Below are 21612 nucleotides of genomic sequence, written 5' to 3' on the forward strand. Positions count from 1 at the left end.
GGAATGGATAATGAAAATTGTTGTTGCACCAGATTCTTTTAAAGAAAGTATGAGTGCTATTGAAGCCAGTGAGGCGATTTTTGAAGCCTTAGATGCTTATGGTATTGAGAGTGTATTAACGCCTTTAGCTGATGGGGGTGAAGGAACGTTAGAAACATTAGTTAGTGCTATGAATGGAAAAATAGAAACCTATTGGGTAAAAGGTGTAAGGTTAGAAAAAAGAGCAGTTGCTGTTGGATATGTGGATGATATTGCGATTATTGAATGTGCGAAGGTTTGTGGTTTGGAGTTATTAACAGAAGATCAAAAGAATCCTTATCATACTTCAACTTATGGATTAGGTGAATTGATTTTAAAAGCACTTGATCACCATGTGAAAAAGCTTATGATTTGTTTAGGTGGAAGTGCTACAAATGATGGTGGAATAGGAATGATGAGTGCTTTAGGTGTTCAGTTTTTAGATGAACACAATAAAAATGTTATACCAACAATGGCTGGACTTGCTCATATTCAAACAATAGATGTGTCTTTGTTAGATGAACGTTTAAAAAATGTTGAGATTATAGGAGTTTGTGATGTTACCAATCCATTATGTGGAGACAATGGTGCAACTTATATTTATGGCGGACAAAAGGGTGTAAAACAAACAGAAATGGCAACCATTGATAAGGCAATGAAAGACTATGCTAAAAAAGTTGATGAAATTTATAATTATGATTATCAAAATCAACCAGGAACTGGAGCGGCTGGAGGTTTAGGTTATGCTTTATGTGCCTTTTGTCAAGCAAAGTTATTACCTGGTTTTGAAGTTGTTAGTGAAATTGTTGAATTAGAAAAACATATTGCAAAGTGTGATAAGGTTATTGTAGGTGAAGGAAAGATTGATAAACAAACACAATATGGAAAGACACCTTATGGTGTTTTAAAGATTGCACAAAAATATCATAAAGATGTTTTTGCCTTTGCTGGTAAGGTTGAAGATCTTGATGTTTTAAAGGCTTTAGGTTTTAAAAATATTTACGCAATTAGCCCTGAGGATATGCCTTTATCAATGGCTTTAAAAAAGGGAAAAGAGAATCTTTGTCAATGTGTAAAAGCACATATGGAGGATATTAAAAATGAAGTATAAAGTTGATAAGGCCATGCCTTTAATGGAATTTTTATTAGAAGTTACACATAAGAAAAGAAATGATATTAAGAATTTATTGAAATTTGAAAATATTTATGTTGATGGGTCTATTCAAACTTATTATGCATATGCTTTACAGGTAGGACAAATAGTTGAAATCAATGCAAAGAAAGAAAGTTTGCCTTTTTCAATTCTTTATGAAGATAAAGAATTGATTGTTATTGATAAACCATGTGGATTATTAAGTGAACAAACAGCTAAAGAGAGTCAAAAGACGGCTTATTATATTGTGAAACAATATTTAGCTAAGAAAAAGGAAAATATTTTTTTGGTTCATCGTTTAGATCAATATACATCTGGTATTTTAATGTTTGTTAAATCGAAGAAGCTTTATGATTTATTAACTCATGATTGGAATAAATATATAAAAGTCAGAGGATATATTGCTATTGTAGAAGGAAAAATGAAACAACCAAAAGGAACAATTGAAAATTATCTTGCTGAATCTAAAACACAAAATGTTTATATTACAAGCAAAGACAAAGGGAAAAAAGCAATTACTCATTATAAAGTCATTCAATCGAATAGACAATATAGTATGTTAGAAGTCTATTTAGATACAGGTCGTAAGAATCAAATTCGTGTTCATTTATCTTCATTACATCATCCAATTATCGGTGATGATAAATATGGGGCACACACCAATCCAATCAAAAGATTAGGATTACACGCTCATGAATTAATGTTTATTCATCCTTTAACTCATAAAGAAATGCGTTTTATTTCAAAAACGCCAGCGTCTTTTCAAAAACTTTTTAAAAAAGGTTGACATATGCGATAAAATTCGTTATGATGTACCAGTAAATGAAAAGTAGTGGAAAGAAGAAGTGCCTGCTTCTCGCCTGAGTGTCTATAACGCTAGGCAAATGTCACTAAGATACTTATCTTAATGTCAATGTGGGTACTTATGTGCTCACTTTTTATTTGTACTACAAAATTTATAGGAGGTGGCTATTATTAGCAAGTATAACAACCAATCAACAAATGATGACTTGGTAAATGAAAAAATTCGTTTTAAAGAAGTTTTGGTAATTGATCAAAACGGTGACCAATTAGGCGTGATGTCTCGTAATGCAGCCATTAATACTGCTTATGATGCAAACTTAGATTTAGTCTGTGTGGCACCAAAAGCCAAGACACCAGTATGTCGTATTATGGACTATGGAAAATATCGTTTTGAGCAACAAAAGAAACAAAAAGAAATGAAGAAAAATTCCAAGGTTGTCTCTTTAAAAGAAACACAATTATCACCAACAATTGATGTCCATGATAAGAATGTGAAGTTAAAAAGAACTTTAAAATGGCTTGAAGCTGGTGATAAGGTAAAAATCGCTGTTCGTTTTAGAGGTAGACAATTAGCTCACATTGATATTGGTCAAAAAATACTAGATGACTTCGTTGCTGAATGTGCTGATTATTGTGTTGTTGAAAAACCAGCGAAACTAGAAGGACGAACATTGACTGCTATATTAGCACCAAAGAAGAAATAACAGGAGGACAGAATTATGCCAAAAATGAAATCTCACAGTGGTCTTAAAAAACGTTTAAAAAGAACAGGTTCAGGTAAATTAAAACGTGGACATGCGTATGTTTCACATTTATCTCATAACAAGACTCATAAACAAAAGAAACACTTAGCAAAAGCAGCTTTAGTACACCCTTCAGATATGAAGCGTATTAAATCAAGATTACAAGGGTAATTGAAATAGGAGGAAAGAAATATGGCAAGAGTTAAAGGTGGATATACAACTAGACGTAGAAGAAAGAAAGTCTTAAAATTAGCCAAAGGATACTTTGGTTCTAAGCATACATTATATAAAACAGCTCATGAACAAGTCATGAACTCATTAGAATATGCTTATAGAGATAGAAGAAATTTAAAACGTGAAATGAGAAAATTATGGATTGCACGTATTAACGCTGCAGCTAGAATGAATGACATTTCATATTCTCAATTAATGCATGGTTTAAAATTAGCTAATGTTGAAATCAACAGAAAAATGTTATCAGAAATCGCTATTGCTGATCCTAAAGGATTTACTGCAATTGTAGATACTGCTAAAAAAGCTTTAGAAAAATAATGATTAAAGAGGCTAGAGAGAGGCCTCTTTTTTATTTTGTTGACTGTTTTATGTATTCGTTTTATACTTATAAATATGGGTTTATAAGGAGTTGGAATGGATGGGAACTTTGAAGTTTTCGCTTAAGATGTTGAAAAAAGAGTATAAGAAAAGTTTGATTTATATTTTGACATTATGTTTGACAATTGCTGTGACTTTTTTATTTTTTAATATTATTGATAATACATATTTAATGGAAAAAACAACAATGTCGCAACAAATGGTCATGGATATACCTTTTTCTACAACTTTATCTTTTATTATTATTATCTTTTGTGCTTTTATGATTATTTTTGCTAATAATTTTTATATTTCTAGAAAGACAAAAGAGATTGCTATTATGACAATGTCAGGATCAGGTTTTATTGATACAACAATGTATTTATTTTATCAAAATTTTGTGATGACCTTGATTGCATTTCCTCTTGGTATCTTCATAGGTGCGTTGATATCTATGTTTGTTAATCAATGCATTTATCATTACCTAGCTTTAACGATTTATTTTTTCTATTTACCAATGAATGCAATCTTTGATACTTTGATTTGTATTTGTGCTATTATTGGGGCTCAGCTTGTTTATGCATCAGGATTTGTTTATCGTAAGGATATTCAATATATGTTATCACAGGAACAACGTACTGAAGTTAAGGATAATCGGATTATCCAATTACCTACATTTCTTTATTGGTTTATTTATTTGTTTGGTTTGATAATTTTATTGACTTCTCCTTATTCATCAACATCAGCTTTATTTCCTTGTTGTATTGGTGTTTTAGGGATTGGTGGGATGCTTAAATATTGTTTACCTAATTGGTTAAAAAAATGGAAGGATAAACGTTATTTAACTCATCCTTTGAAATTAATATCACTTTCTAATTTGTTGTATTCTTTGCAACATTCAATTTTATTAATAGGAATTTATGGCGTTTCAACGAGTGTTATGATTGCTATCATGATTTCTCAACAAGATAATCCTCGAGAAATGATTACAGCAATTGTCGGTTATATTGTTGTTATGTTATTGTTATTAGCGAGTATTCTTTATAAATATTCAATGGAAGCAATGACACGTAAAATGTTTTATTATAATTTATATAAACTTGGTTATTCTTATCATCAATTGCTCGATATTATTAAGCAGGAAGTGAGCTATTATTATAGTGTGCTTGTGGGACTACCATTTCTATATATTATTGTTGCTTTGATTCAAGCATTTATTCATCAAGGTATAACGCTAGAATTTATGATAACCGTTATTTTAGCTCAAATTTTATCAGCTTTTTTAGCTGCGATTGTCACTTATATATCTTATAGAAATTCAGTATTGAAAGTTTTGAAGGAAGGTGTTCGTTATGAGTAAGGAAATCTTAGTTGCTGATCATGTAACTAAAGTATATGGAATTGAAACAAAAAATCCAGTGACTGCATTGTCTGATGTCTCTTTGACAATGTATGAGGGTGATTTTATTTGTGTTATGGGACCATCTGGTTCTGGTAAATCAACCTTTATTAATAATTTATCGACGATTGATGTACCTACTAAGGGGAAAGTCTTTATTAATGGAAAAGAAGTAAGGACAATGGGAGAAAATGAAGTTGGTCGTTTTCGTTATGAAAATTTAGGATTCATTTTTCAGGAATTTAATCTTTTAGATTCATTAACAATCTTTGAAAATATTGCTGTTCCTCTTTCATTATCAAATATTTCTTCGGATGAAATTAAAGAACGTATTTTAACAGTGGCTAAAAGATTAAATGTAGAATTTTTATTAGAAAAATATCCTTATGAATGTTCTGGTGGTCAAAGACAAAGAGCAGCAATTGCAAGAGCACTTGTTACAAAGCCTAAACTGATTGTTGCTGATGAACCAACAGGTAATTTAGATAGTGCTCATTCACATGAACTTTTAGAGTTGTTTAAAAGCCTAAATGATAATGATGGGGTATCTATTTTAATGGTTACTCATGATTCGATGATTGCTAGCTATTCACAAAAACTCTTGTATATTAAAGATGGGAAGATAGCGGAAACAATAGAACGAGGAGATTTATCACAAAAAGAATATTTTTATAAAATTGTTGATGTTAATTCTGTTGAATCACAAAAATTATTTGTTGATTAAGGTTTAAACATAATGTTTAAATCTTTTTTTATAAAGCTAAAATTTGCTTATTGAAAATATAAGTGATGTGTGTTAAAATTTTTTTGAAAAAGTTGAAAATAAAAAAAGAAAAATGAGACTTTCCTAGCGTATATATAAGTAGGAGGGTTAATTTATGAGTGAAAAAAATTATTATGTATCAGATGTCTTTTTTAAACTGACCTTTGGTCAAAATACCAGTGAATCCAAGCGGTTAAGAGAATTTCTTTTGAAAAATATCATTCCCCTTGTCCCGATTCACGATTTAAGTGTGGCGAATCCAGAACTAACACCTCAGATGATTCGCATGAAAAACAATATCTTGGATATTCATATGCAAAACAACCAATATGAAATTGATATGGAAATGCAGAATTCCAAGATGAGCGTCTTTCTCAATAGACGCTTCATTCATTATTCCTGTCGTCTGATTGACTATCAGCTGGAAGCGGGAGATACATCAGGAAAACTGAAGGAACTGATTCAGATTGTGTTCATCAGAGATATTGATAAGCGTTGTCCAAGATTGATGGATGATTTCTATGCCAAGAATACATACAATATTTCTCAGTTGGGATATCTGCAGACAACAATCTATGTGTATCTTCCTTATGTCAATAAAATAGCCAGTGAAAAAGAATGTCTAAGTGAATTTGAAGCATTGATTTATTTAATGGAGAATGGAAATGTAGAAGGAATCAAATATGAAGAAAAGGAAGGGATGATTAAGATGATGAAGAAGAAATACAACAAGTTTATAAAGGATAAGAAGATGGTGAAGGAAGTGGATGCAAGATATCAGGTACAGTATGATTTTCAGGAGTGGCATGATGTAGATGTAGAATATGCCAAGAAGGCTGGATTGGAAGAAGGACTTCTAGTAGGAAAGAAAGTTGGATTGGATCGAGGATTGGAGCAAGGACTACTGAAAGGACTATCAGAAGGAAAGTTAGAAATGGCAAAGCGACAATATGAGATGAAATACCATCAAGATGGAGAGTGGCTAAAGGAATGCACGCAAGAACAATTAGATTATTTTAGCCAACTGATATTAACAGATATAGAATCAAGTGAACTTAAGGAGAAGATCATGAATTTAGTATCCTGAAGAAAGGTGATGATGTCGTCGTGAAGTTTATCAAGGATAAGAAGAAGATAAAGGAAGTGGATGCAAGATATCAGGTGCAGTATGATTTTCAGGAATGGCACGATGTAGATGTAGAATATGCCAAGAAGGCTGGGTTGGAAGAAGGACTTCTAGTAGGAAAGAAAATTGGATTGGAACAAGGATTGGAACAAGGATTGGAGCAAGGATTGGAACAAGGACTATTGAAAGGACTATCAGAAGGTAAGCTAGAAATGGCAAAGCGACAATATGAGATGAAATACCATCAAGATGGAGAGTGGCTAAAAGAGTGTAGTCCAGAACAAATTGATATATTTATTCAATTTATTTTAACAGATATTGGATATAAGGAATTAAAAGAAAAAGTCTTGTCATTTTTATAAGTCTAGAATAATTTTGAAATGTTTATAAACGAAAAGGAGAAAATGAGTTACTGAATTGCAATTCAGTAACTCCATATTCTCTTTTTATTTTTATTAAAAAAATAAGAATACAGCATCCTTTTTGATGAAATATGTAATGATTGGTGTTTGAAAGTAAAAGAGTATGTGCATACTTGTAGTGATTTAGAATATTTAAATGGTTTGTTTTCACTTAAAAATCGTTATATAATAGAAAAATCAAGGAGGAAATAAAATGGTAGATTTAGAAATGTTGAAAAATATAAGTTTAGTTAATGGAATTTCTGGATTTGAAAAACAAGCAACACGTGTTATGAAATCTTATATTGAAGATTGTGTTGATGAAATAGAATATGATAATTTAGGAAGTCTAATTGGAATAAAAAAAGGAACTGGTCAACTAAAAGTTTTATTGACAGGTCACATTGATGAAATTGGTTTTTTAGTTAAAGATATTGATGAACAAGGTTTTATTCATGTTATACCAGTGGGAGGATGGATGGGACAGAACTTACCATCTTCATTAGTAGTTATTACAACAAGAGAAGGAAATGAAATTAAAGGCGTTTTTGGTTCAATGGCACCACATGGCAAAACTGCTGAGGAAATGAATAAAGTGACTGCACCTCAAGATGCTTTTATTGATGTCGGGGTTTTGAATAAACAAGAAGCTATTGATTTAGGAATTCGTAAAGGTGATCCAATTACACCAGTTTCAGAATTTACAGTTATGGGTAATAAAAAATGTTTGATGTCAAAGGCTTGGGATAATCGTATTGGTGCAGCAGTCATAATTGAAGTATTCAGACAATTAAAAGACGAAAGTATTTATCCAACGCTTTATGGAGCAGGAACAGTTCAAGAAGAAGTTGGATTGCGTGGCGCTAAAACAGTAGGGCAAATGGTTAAACCAGATATTGCGATTGCTATTGATGTAACATTTTCACAAGATATTCCTGGTGATAAAGGTGATGTGAAATTAGGCACAGGTGTTGCGTTAGGTGTGATGGATGGAAGTGCCATTGCGCATACAGGTTTATTAAAAGCATTAGAGGCGATATGTCAAGAAAATCAAATACCTTATCAATATGATATGACAAGCGTAGGAGGAACTGATTCTGGTGAATTAAGCAAGGTTGATGCTGGAGTTATGAATATTACGCTTTCTATTCCATCTCGTTATATGCATTCACATCGTACAATTATCCATACTGATGATTTTCAGGCAACTGTTGATTTAATTGTTTCCTTTATAAAAGCAATGGATCAATCATTGATGACACAGATGATAGAGGATAAAAGATAATGGGTGCACTCATATTAGAAGGTGGAACTTTTCGACCAATATTTTCAAGCGGGGTCATGGATGCTTTGATTGATCAAGGCATCGAATTCCCCTATGTTATTGGGGTTTCAGCAGGAATAACAGATGGATTTTCTTATGTGTCTAAACAAAGGAAACGTAATTATGATATTTTAATGAATCATCGTCATGATAAACGTTATGTAGGAATGCGTAATTATTTAACTGATAAAAGTTTGTTTGGGTTAAAGTTTGCTTATGAAACAATCCCGAATGAACTTTACCCTTTTGATTGGGAGACATTTTTAAATAGTCCAACAACTATTAAAGTTGGGGTGACAAATGTTGAGACAGGTGAATGCGAATATCTAGATGGTAAACAATTGGATAAACAGTGTACAATGTTGAAGGCAACATGTGCCATACCATTCGCTTTTCCGGTTATACATATTAATGGAAAAGGGTATTATGATGGAGGAATCTGTGATCCTATTCCAGTTAGAAAAGCTATGGAAGATGGTCATGATAAAATGCTTATTGTCTTGACAAGACCAAAAGGATATCAAAAGACATTATCAAAAGCGAACGTTGTGGCAGCTCGTCATTTAAAAAAGAAGTATCCTAGATTAGTTGAACCATTATTGACACGACATGAACTTTATAATGAAACAGTTCAATATTGTGAACAATTAGAAAAAGATGGAAAGGCATTGATTTTACGTCCAACATTAGAAGTACAAATTGATTCATTTGAAAAAGATTTACAAAAGATAGAAAGAATTTATCAATTTGGATATCAAGAAGCTATAAAACATATTGATGAAATTAAAACATTATTAAAATAGATATTTTTTTGACATTTTCACACACTTTTAAAATATTCTTTTGTCATTTATATAATATGATAATAACTATAAAAAGAGCAATGAATATATGTTGCAGAAAGGAAGATCCAAATGAAAAAAATGAATAAAAATACATTATTTAAAATGCTTGTTGTTGTTTTACTTATTGTATCATTAAGTTGTAATGGATTCTTACTCTATAAAGTCCTAGGTTCAACAACATCAAACACATCAACAAATTCAAATGCTAAAATTGAGACAGTTAATTATGATGTGAAAACAGATTTAACCAAAGTTATCGCTTCAGCTAAAGAATCCACAGTCGGAGTTGCTGTTTATCAAGGAAATAAATTATCTGGTAGTGGAAGTGGCGTGATTTATAAAACAGATGGTAAGACTGTTTATATTATTACTAATCATCACGTTATTGATGGTGCACAATCTATTGAAGTTATTTATTCTAATGGAAAATCAGTCAAAGCTAACCTAATTGGTAGTGATAAATATGGTGATATCGCAGTATTAAAAATGACAGTAGATTTTGATGTCAAAGCCTTTAAGACAGGAGATTCAGAATTATTAGAAGCTGGGGAACCAGTTCTTGCAGTTGGAAGTCCATTAGGAATTGAATATGCGGGAACAGTGACTCAAGGAATTGTTTCGGCACCTAAACGTACAGTTTCAGTTGATTTGAATAATGATGGTAAAGAAGATTGGGATATGAATGTTATTCAAACAGATGCGGCTATCAATCCAGGAAATAGTGGAGGTGCATTGGTTAATGCAGCTGGTGAGCTTGTTGGTATTACATCTATGAAATATTCTTCTGAATCAGTTGAAGGAATGGGATTTGCATTACCAATTAATGATGCCGTTAAACTTGTTGAAGAAATTATTTCAACGGGAAAAGTTAATCGTCCAACATTAGGTATTTCTGGAGTTTCATTGGATGGATATTCATCATATGAATTATATATGTATCGTATTCAAACAAATTTAAATAAAGGAATTTATATTGCGGGAGTACAAAGTGGTTCTGCAGCAAGCAATGCAGGCATTGAAGTTGGCGATGTCATTACCAAATTTGATAATGAAGAAATTACTTCATACAAGGATTTCTTGACAAAACTTTATTCCAAAAAACCAGGAGATAGTGTAAAATTAACGATAAATCGTAATGGTTCTACATCTACACTTACAGTGAAACTTGGTTCTTCATAAGGAAAGACGAAAGGTCTTTCTTTTTTTTTAGAAAAAATATATAATGAAGGCGGTGATATTATGAATAAAGAATTAAAAAGACAATTAATTTTATCAGGAATTCTCGTATGTTTTATTATTTCAACATTGTTTTTATGGTATAACAATTTTATGTTTCATACTTATGTTAATACCGATGATTATCAATATTGTTTTGCTGGTGGAAATGAAGAACTTTCTATTGATGGATATCAGTTCTACAAAAATAAAGAAGGACAAAAACATGGTAATGCAAGAATTATAGCATTAAAAGATCAATTTTTATTAAAAGATGATTCTATCCATGTGATTGTTACATCTTTAAAAGATAAAGATTTGGTTTTTGAACATCAATTATCTGTTAAAGGAGATAATGAAGTATTAACCTTGAGTGAAGATGAAACAAAAGAAAAATTATCAGAAAATGATTTGACACAATTATCAGTGCAAATTATCATTAAACGACAAAATAAAACAGTTTATGATCAAACAGTGCCTTTACAAAAACAAGATGTTTATACATATAATGGGGCAAATAAAGATTACGCTATTTCTAATGTGTATGTCACTTCTTCATGGCTAAAAACAGGTGATTTTTCTTCAAAGATTAAAAATATTGAAAAACAATATCCATATATGATTATTGATTATTTATATCTTAAAGATAATGGTCAACAAGATAATATTAATGATTATGAAAGATTTGCTTATATAAAAGGAAAAACAGCTGATATTTTGAAAAATACTAATCGAATTAGTGTATATTATGATGAACAAGGTAGTTTGTTAGATAGACCTATTAATTGTGTTGTGACATTAATGAAAGACGATAAACAACAAAAAGGATACACATTTATGTTAGAATTGCATGGTTCATTAAAGGTGGTGGATGATCATGAGTAAAGCAAGAAAAGATATGATAACAATTTATATGTTTAGAAATGCTTTAGCCACATTGTTTGCAGCTTTTGCTTCATTTATGATTTCATTGATTCATTATTATCAATGTACTTTTGCTGAAGCTTTACAAAGATTATTTGTTTTTGATATTTATACAACATTATATTTCTTGCTCATATGGCTGTTTGATTATTTAATTTTTGAAATTTCAAAGATTATTTATGATATTTATGAAGAAAAAGTCACTTTCTTGCCATGTATTGCTTTACTGGTTTTATGTGGGGTTATTTTCTTTATTCCTATCTTAGACTTATTTCAGTATAATTTATGTATATTGTTTCTATTAATTTGTTTAAGAATGGTGAAAGAAATGTGGAAAAGAACACCAGAATTATTTAAATGGGCACATCGTTTGGTTGATCAAAGAAAAAAGAGACCAGAATCTGGTCTAAAGTAATTTTGAAAGACTTTGCAAGAATTGCATTTGAGAAGAAGCGTCTAGTGAGTTATAGTATTCTTCAAAAAGAACACCTAATCCAACTAAGATTGTTTCTTCTTTTGATGCTATACCATCATCTATAGTTTGTTTAAGCTGACTAGCTGAAAAGCCTTTTAAGTTCATTAATAATGCCTCGCGCATATTATCACCCTTTCTTATATAATATGGGTGATTTTCACATGTTTATTCAAGGAGTTTTATGAAAAGTTATCAAATTATGTTTAATCAAGAACTCATTTCTTATGATGTTTATTTTAAGAATATGAAGTCAATTCGGATAAGAGTGAAAGAAGGTCGTATTCAAGTGAGTGCACCTTATTATACACCAATTTCTTTTATTGAAGAAAATTTATATAAATATCAAGATAAATTATTACCTCAATTAAAAAAATATGTTCCTTATGCAATTTATCAAAATCAAGGTTATGTTATGATTTATGAAAAGAAATATACTCTCTCAGTGAGAGATGTACAAATAATGAAATGTCAAATTCATGAAGATGTTTTGTATGTCTATCATTCTCGTATACAAGATTGTGTAGAAATGTATTTGAAAAAAATATTGATGGATTATCTTCAAGAAAAGATTATTGAATATTTGGCATATGATTTTGATTTAGATATGCCTTTGATAGAAATTAAAAAATATAAAGGTCGATGGGGAAGTTGTTTTTATAAAGACAATAAAGTAACTTTTAATTTATCATTAATACATTTGCCGAAAGATTTAATTGATTATGTTATTGTGCATGAGTTAGCACATTTTTTACAAGCCAATCATTCCCATTTATTTTATCAGGAAATTGAAAAGAGAATGCCAGATTATAAACAAAGACAAAAAAGATTGAAGGAGATTCATATATGATTACATCATTACAAAATGAAACCATAAAAGAAATTATGAAATTAAAACAGAAAAAATATCGTGATGAAAAAGACTTATTTTTAGTTGAAGGATATCATTTGGTTGAAGAAGCTAGAAAAGCCAATTGTATTCAAATGCTTATTACAACTTTAGAGGAGAAATTTGTAGAAAAAACGCTTTATGTTTCTGATAAAGTGATGGAAAAGTTAGCTTTTACAAAAAGTCCTCAACCTATTATGGCTATCTGTTATAAAAATAAAAATCAGGAATTATTAAAAGCAGGGAAAAGATATTTGTTGTTGGATGGATTGCAAGATCCAGGAAACGTTGGCACAATTATGCGTACAGCCTTAGCTTTTGGATATGATCAAATCATTATGTCAAAAGATTGTGTTGATTTATACAATGATAAAGTTATTCGTTCAACACAGGGGGCTTTGTTTCAAATGAATACATGTATCATGGATTTAAAAGAAGCCATTACTTTTTTAAAACAACAAGGGGTTAAAGTCTATGGAACATGTTTACAAAATGCACAAAGTATTGATCAACATCAAAGATACAGTCAAATGGCTTTTGTTATGGGAAATGAAGGACAGGGGGTTCATCAGGAAATTTTAGATTTATGTGATGAACGCTTGTATATTCCGATTCAATCTATTGAATCTTTAAATGTAGCCATTGCCGCTGCAATTACAATGTATCATTTTAAGGAGATGAATTAATGGACTTAACGCATGATCAAATTTGTCAGGATATGATTCATTCATCTATTCAAGATATAAAAGATTTTCGTCGTAAAACAAAATTTATATGCATTTTATTAGCTCTTTTATGTGTTTTTATATTTTCTAAAACAGATATAAATATATTTGGTTTTTCATTGCATTATAATTTAGGATTAGGATGGATAGGTCTCATCATAGCTTTTGTCCTCGTTATATTTATCATAATAGGATATAATGTTTGCTTATCTTTCCATGAATTAACTGTTTCTAATCATATATTATCGCTTGTCAATGAAAAATGTGATCCTTTACGCGCCAATTATGTTTATACACAATTGATAAAACAAAAAGTTTTAAATGAAGAAAATATATGTATGGATCTCATATCGGTCTTACAATTACAAAATCATCAGGAAAGAATTCGAGATTTGTTAAATCAATATCCAAATGCTGGAACAAAAAATAATCATCGGATTGTTGCTGAATTTGAATTGCTTAGTGAAGAAGAAAAAATAAAAAGGCATGAGGAGTTTTATCAACAAAATATTGCCATCATTGAAAGTATGCAATTGAAAAATAAAAAAGCTGATTCGAAAAGTTTTGAACTTGTTAAAAAAAGTCACTTAGCACAATATTTAATGTATCAAAAAGATTATTTAAAGGCGATTGAACTCCTTCAGGAATTAGCTTCATTATCACCTGTTTATCAAGTTATATCAGCCTTAAAAATGGGAAAATGTTACATGGCATTAAATGATAATGAACGAGCAATAAAGAATTTTGAATATGTTATAAATCATGGAAATACAATGTATGCGGTTATTGAAGCAAAAGAATTGATGAAAAAATTGGAGGAAAAGAAAGATGAGTGTTGATATTGTTATTAAACAAAAAGGGTTTTTTAAAAAGAAATTATCATTAAAAGATATTTTAATGAATCATTTTGCTTATGGATGTTATGATGATAATTATATTTTAAAACCTAATGAATGTGATAAAAATGAAGTTATTCTTTATAATCCTAACCATATTGCTAGAGGGATAAGTGTGGTATGGAATGAAGCTGAAACCAATCAGATAGGATTACATATGCTGTTACCAACAACTTGTGAAGAAATTGATGATTTTTATATGTTAATTGAGCATCTTTGTCGTTTATGGAAAACCGATAGTTTTGAACAAGATGGAGAGATTCATTCGATAAAAGAAATTGAAACCATCAAATTAGGGTTAAAGGATTTTAACTATGATACGATGAAAAGTTTTTTAACTGAACATGAAAATGGAAATTTCTTTTGTGCAATGTGGCCCTATTACTTTAACTCAAAAGATGTTATGAATTGGTTAGATGATCATGAATTATCTCATTTTTCTAAAGATATCCATAATAATCAAGTGATTGATTTATATTATTGTGCTCCGCGTTATTATCGAATGAAAGATGAACAAATTTTAGGTGTGTATACAATCACTGCAACTGTTGATACTGTTTTTCCAACTGAACCTTTAACACCATTTTCTTGTGTGAATTTTCAAACGGGTGAAAGTATAACTGCTAATCAAAATATTGTGACTTTTTATTCTTTAGAAAAGGAAGAAATTCTTGGAGATGTTCCATTTGATGATTTTATGAGTGAAATTTCTAAAAAAGAATTACATGAATTTGATGCGTTGCATTTTTATTTTGATGGTTTAAGTGAAGAAGAAATAGAAAGTCTCAATCAGAAATTTCCATCAAGGATGGGGTAAAATGATTGAAAATGAAAAAAGACTTGTTTTTATGTGTAAGATTGGCTATAATATGAAAAGTAAACACGATGAAAAGGACAAGTAGGTAAAGAATTTGTTAAAGAGAGGAAAACAAATGCTGTGAGTTTTCTAACAATGCATTTATTGAATTCACCTTGGAGTGCGACTAATCATCGCCGTATTCACAACGTTACTGTGATCAAAGTGCATAACAGATGAATGTTATGAATTAGGATGGTACCGCGATTATAATCGTTCCTATATGGAGCGATTTTTTTATTTGAAGGAGGAAATTATGGACGAATTATTACAAATTAAAGATGAAGCCCTAACAAAGATTCATGATTGTACATCTTTAAAAGATTTGAATGATTTAAGGGTATTCTATTTAGGGAAAAAAGGACCAATGCAAGCTGCTATGAAATCTATGAAAGATATGTCTAAGGATGAAAGAGCGGCATTTGGACAAGTTTCTAATAAAGTGAAACAAGACATTACACAAGCTATTGAAGATAAGAAAGTGGCTTTAGAAGAAGCTGAAATGAATGCGAAACTTGCAAGTGAAAATATTGATATTACTTTACCTAGTACTGCTTTACCATTAGGAAGTTTACATCCATTATCAGTGGTTAAAAATGATATTGAAGAATTATTCTTAGGTATGGGATATCAAGTAGCTGAAGGACCTGAAGTGGAAAGTGATCATTATAACTTTGAGTTAATGAACTTACCAAAAGGACATCCTGCAAGAGATATGCAAGATACTTTCTATATTGATGAAAATACTTTGATGAGAACACATACTTCACCAGTTCAAGCACATGCGATGATTGCGGCGCAAGGAAAAGGACCTATCAAAGTCATTTGTCCTGGAAAAACATATCGTCGTGATGATGACGATGCAACACATTCACATCAATTTATGCAATGTGAAGGATTGGTTGTTGATAAAAATATTACAATGGCTGATTTAAAAGGAACTTTAGAAGTTTTTGCTAAAAAAATGTTTGGGGAAAAACGTAAGATTCGTTTAAGACCATCTTATTTCCCATTTACTGAACCAAGTGTGGAAGTAGATATCAGCTGCCATAACTGTGAAGGAAAAGGTTGTCCAATGTGTAAACATACAGGATGGATTGAAATTTTAGGGGCTGGTATGGTTAACCCAAAAGTGCTTGAAATGTGTGGCTTTGATCCAGAAGTTTATCAAGGATTTGCCTTTGGAATTGGGTTAGAACGTGTGGCTATGTTAAAATACAACATTGATAATATTAGAGATTTTTATAATGATGATTTAAGATTCTTAAATCAATTTGGGAGAAAGGGGTAAGCCAATGGAAGCGAGTTTAAAATTATTAAATGAATATGTCGATATTAGTGATCAAGATCCTGCTGCTCTTGCAGAAAAGATTACACGTATTGGATTAGAAGTGGAAGGAATGCATGAACTTGCACATGGTGATAAATTAGTTGTTGGTTATGTTAAAGAATGTTATCCTCATCCTGATAGTGATCATTTAAATGTCTGTCAAGTGGAAGTAAAACCTGGAGAGGTTACTCAAATTGTTTGTGGAGCACCAAATGTTGCTGCTGGACAAAAAGTTATTGTTGCCTTACCTGGATGTAATTTAGGTGAGGGATTTAAGATTAAAGAAGGTCAAATCCGTGGTGAAGCATCAAATGGAATGATTTGTTCAATTGCTGAACTTGGATTAGATGCACGTCTTTTAAAAGAAGAAGATAAAGCGGGAATTCATGTTTTAGATGATGAAGCACCAATTGGTGAAGAAGCATTATCTTATATGGGATTAAAAGATGTTATTTTAGAAATTGGTTTAACACCAAATCGTAGTGATTGTATGGCAATGACTTCTCTGGCTTATGAAGTAGCTGCGGTTTTAAATCGTCAAGTGAAATTACCAGAAGTTAAAAAATATAATGAATTAGAAAGTGATATCAAGGTTGTTGTAGAAACTGATTTATGTCCATTCTTTGGAGCAAAATTAGTCAAAGGTGTTCAAACAAAAGAATCACCTGCTTGGTTAAAAAATCATTTATTAGCAAGTGGAATTAAACCTATTAACAACATTGTTGATATTGCTAACTATGTGATGTTAGAAACAGGACAACCTATTCATATGTATGATTATGACAAATTAAAAGAAAAAACATTTGTCATTAAAACTGGTTTCCATCAAAAAGCTGTGCTTTTAGATGAAAAAGAATATGAATTATTACCAGAAGATATTATTGTTTCAACAGATAATGGGATTGGTTGTGTTGCAGGTGTTATGGGTGGTAATGATACAAAGATTGATGATCATACTAAAAATATTGTTATTGAAGTAGCAACTTTTGATGGTCCAACTTTAAGAAATACCGCACGTCGTATGAATTTATTAACAGATGCTTCTCAACACTATATCAAAGGAGCTTTAAATACTGCTAATAGTTTACATGTTTTAGATCGTTGTGCTGATTTATTGGTACAAGAAGCTGATGCAAGTGAAATTTATAAGAGTGTTTCAACTGATTTGAACATTGAAGAAAAGAAAGTCACTGTTAGTCAAGAAAAAATCAATGGTTTATTAGGTATGAATATTACTGTTGATGAAATCAAAGACATCTTTGATCGTTTAAGTTTTACTTATACATTAAAAGATACAATATTTGAAGTTGTTGTTCCAACATATCGTAATGATATAACAATGGCTGCTGATTTAATTGAAGAAGTTGCAAGAATGTATGGTTATGACAATATCCCTTCATCATTACCATTAATGGAAATGACAAAAGGAAATTTAACACCAAAACAAAGTAATGAAAGATTTGTAAGAGATGTTCTTGTTGATTTAGGATTACATGAAACATTAACATATACACTGACTTCACCTTCAACAGTCAATGATTTTAACTTATTCCATCCATTAGATGAACAAGTGAAATTAATGTCTCCACTAGGAGAAGAAAGAAGTGTGACAAGAAAATCAGTCATCCCTTCATTATTACAAGTGATTAATTATAATCAATCACATGCATGTAAAGATGTTTGTATCTTTGAAATTTCTAACACTTATGCCAAAGATGAAATCACAACTTTAGCGATTGCATGTAATGGAACTTATCATAGTGTACCTTGGGCAGGCATTCATCGTAAAGTTGATTTCTATGTCGTGAAAGGTTTTGTTGAAACTTTATTTAAAAAATTATGTATTGAAGAATCACGTTATAGCTTAGTAAGAGTTGAAGCTGATAACAAAGATTTCCATCCGGGTAGAAGTGGTTATATCAAGATGGGAAAAGAGATTGTTGGGGTTATTGGACAAATCCATCCTTTAAAAGCTAAGAAATATGATATTAAAGGAGAAACAGTTGTTGCTGAATTGAATTTATCAGTTCTATTAAACTTAAAGACAAAAGCATTAAAAGTTGCAGCTATTCCACAATATCCTTCTGTCAATAGAGATATTGCACTTGTTATGGATAAAGATATTCCAACATATGATGTTGTGCGTTCTATTCAAAAAGCTAGTAAACGTTTGATTTCAAAAACTGAGATCTTTGATATTTATGAAGGAGAACATATTGAAGAAGGAAAGAAATCAGTTGCTATTACACTAACTTTCCAAGATACTACAAAGACATTAGAAGATGCTATAATTAATGAAGTTATGGAAAATATTCTTGCTGTCGTTGCAAAAGAATATAATGCTCATTTGCGTGCATAATAAAAGAGACATTGTCTCTTTTTCTTTGCAATAACAAATGGAGAATTTATGGATAGAAAGAAATTAAATTTAAAGCAAATCTTATTATTAGTTACTGGTATGATTATCATTGCAATTTTTGGTTTTATTTATTATCAAAGACAACATATTCATTTAAAAAATCAAGGTATTTATACTCTTGAAGTAGGAACAAAACTTGATTTTCAGGCAAAGGATTATTTTGATTTAAACTTTTTTACTTCAGCTGAAAGAGAAAAAATCAATCAAAAAATAAAAGTTAACTTTCAGGATTTAACTTATCTTGATCAGCAAAAAGAATTTATTCATATAGGTAAATATCAAGGGGCTATTACTTATCAAAATAAGACTTATTCTATAAAATTAATTGTTCAAGATACAACGCCACCAGAAATAGAATATGATGATAAAATTGCTTATCAGCAAGCTGACTTTGACATTAATCAATATATTCAGGTTACAGATAATTCCACAGGAAAATGTCAAACCGATATTCAAACTCAAAATTTAGATATCAATCAATTAGGTGAGTATACAATTACAGTGAAGGCAAGTGATGCATCTGGTAATCAAGTTACACAAAATATCAAGATGCACGTTGTTGATAAGAAAGCTCCAGTTTTAAGCCATGTTGAAGATAAGATTCTTCAAATTGGAGAAAGTTTTTTACCTTTAAAAGATGTGAGTGCGAAAGATAATGTTGATGGTAATATAACCAATCAAATTCAAGTCAAGGGTCAGGTGGATACTAATAAAAAAGGAATTTATACTGTTTTATATAGTGTTCAAGATCAAGCCAAAAATCAAACTCAAAAAGAGCGACAAATCTATGTGATTGATTCATCTTATTTAATCAAAGAGGTTCCAATGATTTTACAGAATCCTGGTTATTATAATGGCTGTGAAGCAGCAAGTTCAACAATGCTTTTACAATATTATGGTTATCATTATAAAATGGCTGAAGTTGTTAAAAGTATTCCAACGATTCCTTTGCAAAGACATAATGGTCGTCTTTATGGAGCTAACCCTAATGAAGCTTTTACAGGAAGTATGGTTCATGAGGGATATGGTATTTATGCGAAGCCAATGGTGGATGTTGTGAATCGCTTGATTTCAAAGAAAGAAGGAAAACATCAGGTTAGAAGTTTGATAGGTGAAAGTGTTGAAAAACTCCTTTATGAAGTAAGTGAAGGGCATCCTATACAAATCTGGGCAACAGCCTCAATGATGAATGTGAAATGTTCAGGCACAAAAAGTTGGTACATTAAAACAAGAGCTGGAAAGTATACCGATGAGCAATATCACTTTCCACTTTCTGAACATTGCATGTTATTGGTGGGATATGATAAAAACAATGTCATTATCAATGACCCATTAATAGGGCAAGTTCGTTATAGCATTAAGGCTTTTCGTGAAGCTTTTGAAAGTATGGGAGCACAAGCTTTGATGATTGAAAATAAAGAATAGTAAAAAAGGAAGATTTTTGTGATCTTCCTTTTTATTCTACAGTTGCATAATCTTTGTTTTTAATTCGTTTATAAACTTGTAAAGTCGTTGAAGAAATCAAGATTGCTAGAGCTAATGAAATACCAATTCCTAAAGTAGATAGAAAACTTTCCATAAATAAATCATTCATCCCTTGTACCGCATAAAGCATTGTGTAATAGATACCACTTCCGGGAACTAATGGGAAACAACCAACAATAATAAAAATAGTCGCAGGGGCTTTATAGATTCTTGCCATCATTTCAGCAAGTAAAGCGACACATAACATAGCAATGAAACTTTGTAGAAAGATATTGTGTAGAAATCTTGTGGCTAAATAAATGATCCAACCTAAAGTACCCACGAGTGAACCAACAAAAGCAAATTTCATGTTTTTATGAATTCTAAAGATAAAAGTAAATCCAAAACACCCAACAAAGGCCGATAAACATTGAATAAATTCTTCCATTTTTATGCTCCCTTCAATAACATCATCATGACCCCAACTCCAATTGCAATACTGGCTGCAATCAAGATAGCTTCAATCATGCGTGATAAGCCACTCACAAAATCCCCACCAATAATATCTCTTAAACTATTCGTAATCGCAATTCCTGGAACCAGCAACATTAAAGTCCCAGTAATAACAGATTGTTGATCATTAATGATATTTATTTTATGAGCAATAATCGCAATACTAGCAAGAACCATACTTGATAAAATCGTTCTTACAATTGTATTCATATTTAATAATTCCATCAAATAAATAAAATAATATAAAACAAAACCAATAATTGCCGATACAATCATTTCATTAAATCCACCACCAAAGAATACACAAAACATGGCAGCTGAAACAATATAACCAATTAAAATCAATTGAAAATTAAGTTTTTGATGTTTAATATAGTGAATCTTTTGATTGATTTGTTCTAAAGTTAATTCTTGATTACTGATTTGACGAACAAGACAATTTAATTCATAAAGATGATCGAGATGGATACGATTTGTACGAGAACGTTTAGAAGAATGATAAGGAGTTCCGTCATGTAAAGTTAATGATAATGTAAAATAAGAAGGTATTGCAAAAACTTCAACATCATGAAAACCCAAGCCTTCACACATTCTTTGTATGGATTCTTCGACACGATAGATTTCGGCACCATGTTTTAATAATAAATAACCAATTTCATTAATGGCTGTTAATGTTTCTAAATCATTCATAATTTTACCTCGCAATAAACATATATATCATATAATATAACGTAAGAATGGA

At 30.7% G+C, this 21612-nt stretch carries 24 protein-coding genes and 2 other annotated features; of the genes, 21 read left to right on the forward strand and 3 right to left on the reverse strand.

Annotated features, from left to right (window positions below):
• Positions 1-10: 10 nt before the first annotated feature.
• From EDD60_RS00720 to EDD60_RS00785, 14 genes are all read left to right on the forward strand, one after another.
• Positions 11-1129, forward strand: coding sequence for a glycerate kinase (locus EDD60_RS00720; RefSeq protein WP_132226110.1), 1119 nt, complete (start codon positions 11-13; stop codon positions 1127-1129).
• Complete coding sequence (locus EDD60_RS00725; RefSeq protein ID WP_066447345.1) at positions 1119-1958, forward strand: RluA family pseudouridine synthase; 840 nt, start codon at positions 1119-1121, stop codon at positions 1956-1958. The genes EDD60_RS00720 and EDD60_RS00725 overlap by 11 nt, the downstream gene beginning before the upstream one ends.
• 44 nt (positions 1959-2002) lie before the next feature.
• Positions 2003-2120 (forward strand) — a sequence feature (ribosomal protein L20 leader region).
• Positions 2121-2136: 16 nt separating this feature from the next.
• Entirely contained in the window at positions 2137-2679 is a 543-nt protein-coding gene (infC, locus tag EDD60_RS00730; protein ID WP_066447342.1) for a translation initiation factor IF-3, read from the forward strand.
• Between the two features lie 15 nt (positions 2680-2694).
• Positions 2695-2889 (forward strand): 50S ribosomal protein L35, encoded by a 195-nt coding sequence (gene rpmI / locus EDD60_RS00735; protein ID WP_066447340.1) that lies wholly within the window; start codon positions 2695-2697, stop codon positions 2887-2889.
• Positions 2890-2910: 21 nt separating this feature from the next.
• The gene (gene rplT, locus EDD60_RS00740; protein WP_066447338.1) at positions 2911-3270 is read left to right on the forward strand and encodes a 50S ribosomal protein L20; all 360 of its coding nucleotides are present in this window, start codon (positions 2911-2913) and stop codon (positions 3268-3270) included.
• 100 nt (positions 3271-3370) lie between these two features.
• A complete protein-coding gene (locus EDD60_RS00745; protein WP_066447332.1) occupies positions 3371-4669 on the forward strand; it encodes an FtsX-like permease family protein in 1299 nt (432 codons plus the stop codon).
• Entirely contained in the window at positions 4662-5432 is a 771-nt protein-coding gene (locus tag EDD60_RS00750) for an ABC transporter ATP-binding protein (RefSeq protein WP_066447330.1), read from the forward strand. The genes EDD60_RS00745 and EDD60_RS00750 overlap by 8 nt, the downstream gene beginning before the upstream one ends.
• 154 nt (positions 5433-5586) lie before the next feature.
• Positions 5587-6558 (forward strand): PD-(D/E)XK nuclease family transposase, encoded by a 972-nt coding sequence (locus EDD60_RS00755; RefSeq protein WP_132226111.1) that lies wholly within the window; start codon positions 5587-5589, stop codon positions 6556-6558.
• A gap of 20 nt (positions 6559-6578) precedes the next feature.
• On the forward strand, positions 6579-6959 hold the full coding sequence (locus EDD60_RS00760; RefSeq protein ID WP_132226112.1) for a FliH/SctL family protein: 381 nt from the start codon (positions 6579-6581) through the stop codon (positions 6957-6959).
• 253 nt (positions 6960-7212) lie between these two features.
• On the forward strand, positions 7213-8283 hold the full coding sequence (locus tag EDD60_RS00765) for a M42 family metallopeptidase (RefSeq protein ID WP_066445502.1): 1071 nt from the start codon (positions 7213-7215) through the stop codon (positions 8281-8283).
• On the forward strand, positions 8283-9125 hold the full coding sequence (locus EDD60_RS00770) for a patatin-like phospholipase family protein (protein WP_066445503.1): 843 nt from the start codon (positions 8283-8285) through the stop codon (positions 9123-9125). The genes EDD60_RS00765 and EDD60_RS00770 overlap by 1 nt, the downstream gene beginning before the upstream one ends.
• A gap of 111 nt (positions 9126-9236) precedes the next feature.
• Entirely contained in the window at positions 9237-10346 is a 1110-nt protein-coding gene (locus EDD60_RS00775; protein WP_082787350.1) for a S1C family serine protease, read from the forward strand.
• A 60-nt stretch (positions 10347-10406) separates the two neighbouring features.
• Positions 10407-11267, forward strand: a complete 861-nt coding sequence (locus EDD60_RS00780; protein ID WP_066445506.1) for a hypothetical protein — start codon at positions 10407-10409, stop codon at positions 11265-11267.
• The gene (locus EDD60_RS00785) at positions 11260-11721 is read left to right on the forward strand and encodes a hypothetical protein (protein WP_066445511.1); all 462 of its coding nucleotides are present in this window, start codon (positions 11260-11262) and stop codon (positions 11719-11721) included. Before EDD60_RS00780 ends, EDD60_RS00785 begins: the two co-directional genes overlap by 8 nt.
• Here the strand turns inward: EDD60_RS00785 and sspI are convergent.
• Complete coding sequence (sspI, locus tag EDD60_RS00790) at positions 11713-11904, reverse strand: small acid-soluble spore protein SspI (protein ID WP_066445513.1); 192 nt, start codon at positions 11902-11904, stop codon at positions 11713-11715. The genes EDD60_RS00785 and sspI overlap by 9 nt on opposite strands.
• A 58-nt stretch (positions 11905-11962) precedes the next feature.
• Between sspI and EDD60_RS00795 the strand changes: the two genes are divergently transcribed.
• The 7 genes from EDD60_RS00795 (at position 11963) to EDD60_RS00825 (ending at position 20318) form a co-directional block, all read left to right on the forward strand.
• Positions 11963-12628: a M48 family metallopeptidase gene (locus EDD60_RS00795; RefSeq protein ID WP_066445516.1), complete on the forward strand. Its 666-nt coding sequence runs from the start codon at positions 11963-11965 to the stop codon at positions 12626-12628.
• Complete coding sequence (locus EDD60_RS00800) at positions 12625-13353, forward strand: TrmH family RNA methyltransferase (RefSeq protein ID WP_066445520.1); 729 nt, start codon at positions 12625-12627, stop codon at positions 13351-13353. The genes EDD60_RS00795 and EDD60_RS00800 overlap by 4 nt, the downstream gene beginning before the upstream one ends.
• Complete coding sequence (locus EDD60_RS00805; protein WP_066445522.1) at positions 13353-14231, forward strand: tetratricopeptide repeat protein; 879 nt, start codon at positions 13353-13355, stop codon at positions 14229-14231. Before EDD60_RS00800 ends, EDD60_RS00805 begins: the two co-directional genes overlap by 1 nt.
• Entirely contained in the window at positions 14221-15105 is an 885-nt protein-coding gene (locus EDD60_RS00810; RefSeq protein WP_066445537.1) for a DUF4299 family protein, read from the forward strand. The genes EDD60_RS00805 and EDD60_RS00810 overlap by 11 nt, the downstream gene beginning before the upstream one ends.
• A gap of 59 nt (positions 15106-15164) precedes the next feature.
• Positions 15165-15368: a binding site (T-box leader), on the forward strand.
• Positions 15369-15400: 32 nt separating this feature from the next.
• Positions 15401-16435 (forward strand): phenylalanine--tRNA ligase subunit alpha, encoded by a 1035-nt coding sequence (gene pheS / locus EDD60_RS00815; RefSeq protein ID WP_082787351.1) that lies wholly within the window; start codon positions 15401-15403, stop codon positions 16433-16435.
• Positions 16436-16439: 4 nt separating this feature from the next.
• Positions 16440-18833 (forward strand): phenylalanine--tRNA ligase subunit beta, encoded by a 2394-nt coding sequence (gene pheT / locus EDD60_RS00820; protein ID WP_066445545.1) that lies wholly within the window; start codon positions 16440-16442, stop codon positions 18831-18833.
• Positions 18834-18881: 48 nt separating this feature from the next.
• Positions 18882-20318, forward strand: coding sequence for a C39 family peptidase (locus EDD60_RS00825; protein WP_132226113.1), 1437 nt, complete (start codon positions 18882-18884; stop codon positions 20316-20318).
• 31 nt (positions 20319-20349) lie between these two features.
• Here EDD60_RS00825 and EDD60_RS00830 read toward each other — a convergent pair whose 3' ends face one another.
• Together EDD60_RS00830 and EDD60_RS00835 are read right to left on the reverse strand one after the other, a co-directional pair.
• The gene (locus tag EDD60_RS00830; RefSeq protein WP_066445551.1) at positions 20350-20805 is read right to left on the reverse strand and encodes a threonine/serine exporter family protein; all 456 of its coding nucleotides are present in this window, start codon (positions 20803-20805) and stop codon (positions 20350-20352) included.
• Positions 20806-20807: 2 nt separating this feature from the next.
• Complete coding sequence (locus tag EDD60_RS00835) at positions 20808-21560, reverse strand: threonine/serine exporter family protein (protein ID WP_066445554.1); 753 nt, start codon at positions 21558-21560, stop codon at positions 20808-20810.
• Positions 21561-21612: the final 52 nt, after the last annotated feature.

The sequence above is a fragment of the Longibaculum muris genome (genome assembly GCF_004343035.1).
Taxonomy (GTDB): Bacteria; Bacillota_I; Bacilli_A; order Erysipelotrichales; family Coprobacillaceae; genus Longibaculum; species Longibaculum muris.